The sequence below is a fragment of the Micromonospora sp. DT62 genome (assembly GCF_049847285.1).
Classification (GTDB): domain Bacteria; phylum Actinomycetota; class Actinomycetes; order Mycobacteriales; family Micromonosporaceae; genus Micromonospora; species Micromonospora reichwaldensis.
In genome coordinates, this window is record NZ_JBNCOB010000019.1 from 123,976 (window position 1) to 130,660 (window position 6,685).

Genomic DNA, 6,685 nt, shown 5'->3' on the forward strand with positions numbered 1-6,685 from the left:
CGGGTCCCACCCGGCCCGCCCCCTCGTGCGGGCTCCGAGTCAGGTCCAGGACCATGGCCTCATGGATGAGGCTCGACGGCAGTGGCACCAGCAGCACTCCGAGTCCTGGCTCCAGCTCGTCGCCGCCCTGCACCGTGAGGGCTGGGAAGCGGAGGTGACGTGTGTGGCGGCCCCAGTGCAGGTGGAAGGGACCCTGCCGAGTGGCGAACGGTTCTACTTCCGCGCCCGGCACGGTGACGTGTCGTTGGGCATCGGAGGCGACAACCCGGCGGACATCCCCGAGTGGGAAGCCAGCGAGTCGCATCAGGAGGCCAGCTACCTGACCGCCGCCGTCGGCGGAACCATGATCAGACGACTTGCTCGCCGCTACCGCGAGGAGCGCTACAGCTAAGGCCCGGTGCGGCCAGCGACGCGACCCGGGCGACCACCACAGCCCACAGCAGCACAGACGCGCTGCGGAACCGCCCGATCGTCGCGTCTGGTCACCCGGCCGCCTCGGGACCGCTGTCGGCTCGTCCGTCCTCTCTCAGCAGACGGCGCAGCCGCCTGCGCGCATGGACGTCGTGGCGGCCGAGTGCCGCCAGCTCGACACGACGTCCAGCCCTCGCGAGCAGGTCCATGTGCCAAAGGTGCGCGTCATGGCGTTCGTGGTCGGTGCTGTAACACTCCGCAACAGCGTTGAGCACCGCGGTCGCTTCGTCATGGTCGCCGCGTTCCTCGGCCACGCGTACCTTCTCCGACCAGTGGGACACGAAATGATCGTAGGACCCCGGCGACCGCGTGGCGGCATGATCATGGTTCAGCGACCCTCCGGACAACCTGATCCGCAGCTCCGGGCACCTACGCCCGTCACTTGGCGTTGAAGTAGCTCGCCTCCGGGTGGTGCACCACGATCGCGTCCGTCGCCTGCTCCGGCATCAGCTGGAACTCCTCCGACAACTGCACACCGATCCGCTCCGCGCCCAGCAGCTCCACGATCTTCGCCCGGTCCTCCAGGTCCGGACAGGCCGGGTAGCCGAACGCGTATCGGCAGCCCCGGTAGTCGGTGCGCAGCAGACCCGCCAGGTCCGCCGGGTCGCCGTCGGCCACCGTACGGCCGCCCGGCAGGGTCAGCTCGGCGCGGATCCGCCGGTGCCAGTACTCCGCGAGCGCCTCGGTGAGCTGTACGGACAGCCCGTGCACCTCCAGGTAGTCGCGGTACTCGTTGCGGGCGAACATCTTCGCCGTGTACTCGCTGATCGGCTGCCCCACGGTGACCAGCTGCAACGCCACCACGTCCAGCTCGTCGCCGCGCGGGCGGAAGAAGTCGGCCAGGCAGAGCCGCCGCTCCTGCCGCTGCCGGGGGAAGGAGAACCGCGCCCGCTCGGAGCGCCCGTTCTCGTCCAGCACCACCAGGTCGTTGCCCTCGGCGTACGCCGGGAAGTAGCCGTACACCACGGCCGCCTCCAGCACCTGGTCGGCGATCAGCCGGTCCAGCCAGTAGCGCAGCCTGGGCCGGCCCTCCGTCTCCACCAGTTCCTCGTAGGACGGGCCCTGCCCGCTGCGGGCGCCCCGCAGGCCCCACTGCCCGAGGAACGTGGCCCGCTCGTCGAGCAGCGCCGCGTAGTCGGCCAGCGGCACGCCCTTGACCACCCGGGTGCCCAGGAACGGCGGGGCGGGCACCTCCACGTCGGTGGCCACGTCGGAGCGCACCGACGCGTCGTCCAGCTCCGGCAACGACTCGCTGACGATGGCCCGCTGCCGCTCGCGGCGCGCCCGCCGGGCCGCCAGGGCCGCCTCCCGCTCCGCGTCGATCACGGGCGCCCCACCGCGCTTGGCCGTCATCACCCGGTCCATCAGCGACAGTCCCTCGAAGGCGTCCCGGGCGTAGTGCACCTGGCCGGGGAACATCGCCCGCAGGTCGTCCTCGACGTACGCCCGGGTCAGCGCCGCCCCGCCCAGCAGCACCGGCCAGCGCTCCGCGACCCCGCGCGACGCCATCTCGGCGAGGTTCTCCTTCATGATCACCGTGCTCTTGACCAGCAGGCCGGACATGCCGATCGCGTCGGCCCGATGCTGCTCGGCGGCCTCCAGGATTGCGTTGATCGGCTGCTTGATGCCGATGTTGACGACCTCGTAGCCGTTGTTGGACAGGATGATGTCCACCAGGTTCTTGCCGATGTCGTGCACGTCACCGCGCACCGTGGCCAGCACGATGCGACCCTTGCCGCCGTCCTCGGCGGTCTCCATGTGCGGCTCCAGGTACGCCACGGCGGTCTTCATCACCTCGGCGGACTGGAGCACGAACGGCAGCTGCATCTGACCGGAGCCGAACAGCTCGCCGACGACCTTCATGCCGTCGAGCAGGATGTCGTTGATGATGGACAGCGGGCTGCGCCCCTGCGTCATCGCCGCGTCCAGGTCGGCCTCCAGGCCGTTGCGCTCGCCGTCGATGATCCGCCGCTTGAGCCGCTCCTCCAGCGGCAGCGCGGCCAACTCCTCCGCCCGCCCGGCCCGCGCCGACGCCGCGTCCACGCCCTCGAAGATCTCGATGAACCTCTGCACCGGGTCGTAGCCCTCGCGGCGGCGGTCGTAGATAAGGTCCAGCGCCACCTCCCGCTGCGCGTCGGGGATCTTGTTGAACGGCAGGATCTTGCTGGCGTGCACGATGGCGCTGGTCAGGCCGGCCTCGCGGCACTCGTGCAGGAAGACCGAGTTGAGCACCTGCCGGGCCGCCGGGTTGAGCCCGAACGAGACGTTGGAGATGCCGAGGGTGAAGTTGACGCCCGGCCAGCGGCGGGCGATCTCCCGGATCGCCTCGATCGTCTCGATGCCGTCGCGCCGCGTCTCCTCCTGGCCGGTGGCGATCGGGAACGTCAGCGCGTCGATCAGGATGTCCGCGCGGTCCATCCCCCACCGCCCGGTGAGGTCGTCGATCAGCCGCCCCGCGATCCGCACCTTCCAGTCGGCGGTACGCGCCTGCCCCTCCTCGTCGATGAGCAGCGCCACCACGGCGGCGCCGTGCTCCTTGACGATGGGCATCACGCGGGCGTAGCGGGACTCCGGCCCGTCGCCGTCCTCGAAGTTGACCGAGTTGACCACGCACCGGCCGCCGAGCATCTCCAGGCCCGCCTCGACCACCGCAGGCTCGGTCGAGTCCAGCATGATCGGCAGGGTGGAGGCGGTGGCGAAGCGGCCGGCGAGTTCCCGCATGTCCCGGGTGCCGTCGCGGCCGACGTAGTCGACGCAGAGGTCCAGCAGGTGCGAGCCGTCGCGGGCCTGGCTGCGGGCGATCTCCACGCAGGCCCGCCAGTCGCCGGCGAGCATGGCCTCGCGGAACGCCTTGGAGCCGTTGGCGTTGGTGCGCTCCCCCACCATCAGCAGGGAGGCGTCCTGGGCGAACGGCACCGGGTGGTAGACCGACGAGACACCGGCCTCGTGCCGCGGCTCGCGGGGTGCCGGGCGCGTGCCGTGCAGGCGCTCCGAGAGGACCCGGATGTGCTCGGGGGTGGTGCCGCAGCAGCCGCCCACCAGCGACACGCCGTACTCGGTGACGAACCGCTCCAGCGCGTCGGCCAACTCCACGGGGGTCAGCGGGAAGTACGCCCCGTCGGCGGTCAGCACCGGCAGGCCCGCGTTCGGCATCACCGACAGCGGGATCCGTGAGTGCCGGGACAGGTAGCGCAGATGCTCGCCCATCTCGGCCGGCCCGGTCGAGCAGTTCAGCCCGATCAGGTCGACGCCCAGCGGCTCGATGGCCGCCAGCGCCGCCCCGATCTCGCTGCCCACCAGCATGGTGCCGGTGGTCTCCACGGCGACGTGGCAGATGATCGGCACCGTCCGGCCGAGCCGGGCCATGGCCCGCTTCGAGCCGACGACGGCGGCCTTCACCTGGAGCAGGTCCTGGCAGGTCTCCACGATCAGCGCGTCCGACCCGCCCTCGATCAGGCCCTCGGCGTTCTCCTGGTACGCGTCGCGCAGGGTCGCGTAGTCGGCGTGCCCCAGGGTCGGCAGCTTGGTGCCCGGGCCGATCGAGCCCAGCACGAAGCGGGGCCGCTCGGGGGTGGCGTACGCGTCGGCGGCCTCCCGGGCGAGGCGGGCCCCTGCCTCGGAGAGCTCGCGGATGCGGTGCTGGATGTCGTACTCACCCAGGTTGGCCAGGTTGGCCCCGAAGGTGTTGGTCTCGACGCAGTCCGCGCCGGCGGCCAGGTACGCCTCGTGCACCCCGCGCACGACGTCCGGTCGGGTGGCGTTGAGGACCTCGTTGCAGCCCTCGTAGCCCTCGAAGTCGTCCAGGGTGAGGTCGGCCGCCTGCAGCATCGTGCCCATCGCGCCGTCGGCGATGAGAATCCGGTCTGCCAGTACGTCGAGCAATGAGGTCCGCACAGGATCAGGTTAGTGCCGTCGCCCGCCGATGGATTCCCCCGCACGTGCCTTCCCACATTGTGTCAGCGGGATCACGCTGTCCGGTTCATCGTGGTATGGCCAGCCGGAGCCGGGCTCGACCGGCGCGGCCGGCGGGCCGCATCCCGCCCCGACACGTAGGCTGACGGACGTGAAGGACTACAGCGACAGCACCACGCCCGGCGGGCGGACGACCGGGTCCGGTCCCGGCGCCGGCCCCGACGAGCAGGGTGAGGTGACGGCGTGACCGAGTTCGACGGACTGCCGGTGCTGCGGTCCCCCGTGGCGATCGCCGCGTTCGAGGGCTGGAACGACGCCGCCGACGCCTCCACCGCCGCCGTCGAGCACCTGGAGCAGGTGTGGCAGGCCCGGCAGGTCACGGAGCTGGACCCGGAGGACTTCTACGACTTCCAGGTCAGTCGCCCCACGATCACCATGGCCGAGGGCGAGACCCGCCGGGTGGAGTGGCCGACGACGCGCTTCATGGTGGCCAGCCCCGAGGGCACCGAACGGGACGTCGTACTGATCCGGGGGATCGAGCCGAGCATGCGGTGGCGCACCTTCTGCGAGCAGGTGCTGGAGATCTGCCACAGCCTGGAGGTCGAGCGGGTGGTGGTGCTCGGCGCGCTGCTGGCCGACGTGCCGTACACCCGGCCGCTGCCGATCAGCGGCAGCGCCTCCGACGCGGAGGCCGCCCAGCGCTACCAGCTCACCCCCACCCGCTACGACGGGCCGACCGGGATCGTCGGCGTGCTGCACGACGCCTGCAACAAGGCCGAGGTCGACGCCGTCTCGTTCTGGGTGCATGTGCCGCACTACGCCAACAACCCGCCCTGCCCCAAGGCCACCCTCGCCCTGCTGCACCGCGTCGAGGAGGTGCTCGACCTGCCGGTGCCCATGGCCGACCTGGCCGAGGAGGCCGCCGAGTGGGAGCAGCGGGTGCGCAGCGCCGCCGAGCAGGACGCCGAGCTCGGCGAGTACGTGCGCGAGCTGGAGGAACGCGTCGGCGACGCGGGCATCACCCCGCTGACGGGTGACGAGATCGCCCAGGAGTTCGAGAAGTACCTGCGCCGCCGCGGCGGCTCCGCCGGCCCCACGGCCGGCTCCTGGTAGCACTCATCCCCTGCCGCACCGGCCCCGGACGCGTGTCGTCCGGGGCCGGTCTTTTGGCGTGTCCGGGGTGGCGCGGTCACCACCCCTAAGGCATCCTAGGAACCTAGCTGTCATCGAGGAGGCGGGCATGCAGATCAATCCGGGGGCGGCCGAGTTCCCGCACCGCCAGATCGCCGCGCAGCTCAAGACCCAGATCCGCCGCGGCGACTGGGCACCGGGCGAGCGGCTGCCGTCCATCCCGGCCATCGCCGAGATGTTCGGCGTGGCGAAGCAGACCGTGCAACGCGCCGTCGACCAGCTGCGGGTCGAGGGCATCCTGATCACCAAGCCCGGCTCCGGGACGTACGTCCGAGGCACCCGGCGGCGGCTCAACCGGCTCTCCCGGGGCCGCTACGGCGGCTTCCGCGGCTACCACACCGACCTGGCCGCGCGGTACCGACAGCAGCTCGTCTCCGTCGGCAGGGCCCCCGCCCCGCCGGAGGTGGCCGACGCGTTCGGGGTCGCCGACGGCACCGACCTGCTCTGCCGCCGCCACCTCGTGCGCACCGAGGACTCCCCCGTCGAGGTGGGCGCCTCGTGGTTCCTGCCCGCCGACACCGCCGGCACCTCGCTGGAGCGCGCCGAGGCGTTCGGCCGGCCGCTCTACCAGGAGGCCGAGGAGGCCACCGGCCGGCGGTACGTCTCGGCCACCGACACCATCAGCGCCCGCCAGCCCAGCCGGGAGGAGGCCGAGATCCTCCAGATCCGCCCCGACACCCCCGTGCTGCACCTGCTGCACGTGGCCTACGACGGCCACCGCAAGCCGATCGAGGTCGCCCAGGCCACCTGGCCCGGCCCGGTCACCACGCTGACGGAGGAGTACAAGATCCCCGCCCCGACCCCCGACCCCGCCCCGGACCCGGGCCTGGTCCTCGGCTGACCGAGCCCCCACCCTGCCCTGCCCCCGCCCCACCCCGCGCCGCCCCACCCCGTCGATCATGCACTTGTGGTGGGCGGTTACCGCTGTTAAGCACCTTTTGCGAGGCACCGCAACTGCATGATCGACGCCGCGAGGGGCGGGGCCACGGCGGGGCGGCGGGCGGGAGCGAGGGGGAGGGGCGAGAGCAGTTGGGGATGCTCCTATAGACGTCAAGGGGTGTTGAGGGCGGTGAAGTCGGCGAGGAGGGCGGTGTGGACCTCGCGGACGATG

At 71.8% G+C, this 6,685-nt stretch carries 5 protein-coding genes; 3 read left to right on the plus strand and 2 right to left on the minus strand.

The window, feature by feature from the left end; genetic code table 11:
* The first annotated feature begins 61 nt into the window (after positions 1-61).
* Positions 62-391, plus strand: coding sequence for a hypothetical protein (locus ACPXCB_RS23190; RefSeq protein ID WP_425877637.1), 330 nt, complete (start codon positions 62-64; stop codon positions 389-391).
* 91 nt (positions 392-482) lie between these two features.
* Here the strand turns inward: ACPXCB_RS23190 and ACPXCB_RS23195 are convergent, their stop codons facing one another.
* Together ACPXCB_RS23195 and metH are read right to left on the minus strand one after the other, a co-directional pair.
* Positions 483-752, minus strand: coding sequence for a hypothetical protein (locus ACPXCB_RS23195; RefSeq protein WP_425877638.1), 270 nt, complete (start codon positions 750-752; stop codon positions 483-485).
* A 97-nt stretch (positions 753-849) separates the two neighbouring features.
* A complete protein-coding gene (gene metH, locus ACPXCB_RS23200; RefSeq protein WP_425877639.1) occupies positions 850-4,365 on the minus strand; it encodes a methionine synthase in 3,516 nt (1,171 codons plus the stop codon).
* A 261-nt stretch (positions 4,366-4,626) separates the two neighbouring features.
* On the opposite strand from metH, the gene ACPXCB_RS23205 reads away from it, so the two are divergent.
* Positions 4,627-5,496, plus strand: a complete 870-nt coding sequence (locus tag ACPXCB_RS23205; RefSeq protein WP_101409578.1) for a PAC2 family protein — start codon at positions 4,627-4,629, stop codon at positions 5,494-5,496.
* 127 nt (positions 5,497-5,623) lie between these two features.
* The gene (locus ACPXCB_RS23210; protein WP_425877640.1) at positions 5,624-6,415 is read left to right on the plus strand and encodes a GntR family transcriptional regulator; all 792 of its coding nucleotides are present in this window, start codon (positions 5,624-5,626) and stop codon (positions 6,413-6,415) included.
* Positions 6,416-6,685 lie beyond the last annotated feature (270 nt).

Excerpts from the sequence above, each read along its gene's own strand:
- ACPXCB_RS23190 (WP_425877637.1), top strand. The coding sequence starts at position 62 with ATGGATGAGGCTCGACGGCAGTGGCACCAGCAGCACTCCGAGTCCTGG.
- ACPXCB_RS23210 (WP_425877640.1), top strand. The coding sequence starts at position 5,624 with ATGCAGATCAATCCGGGGGCGGCCGAGTTCCCGCACCGCCAGATCGCC.